At 57.6% G+C, this 210-nt stretch carries 1 protein-coding gene; it reads left to right on the top strand.

The genetic code is table 11. From position 1 onward, the window contains the following. On the top strand, window positions 1–210 hold a 210-nt coding region (locus ACW9JE_RS31000), incomplete at both ends, for a hypothetical protein (protein WP_457434947.1).

The raw sequence follows: 210 nt of genomic DNA, 5'->3' as shown, positions 1-210 counted from the left end.
AAGCCCTGCATCAACACCAATTGCAAAGTGCGTTGGCCGTGCAGAACCTGTGCGGCTTTGATGCCGAGCCGTTTATCCCCTCTTCAATTCAGACCCCGGTCCAGCGCCAGGCCTACACCGACGACCTGTACACGCTGCTAAGCACCCATGATGAAGTCGAACGCGCCAAAGAACTGGTGCCGCCCGAGGATAACGCGATGGTGATGATGG

Source organism: Pseudomonas sp. SDO55104_S430 (genome assembly GCF_054070595.1).
The sequence above is the reverse complement of the archived record's forward strand: the minus strand, read 5'-3'. Positions and strand labels throughout refer to the sequence as shown.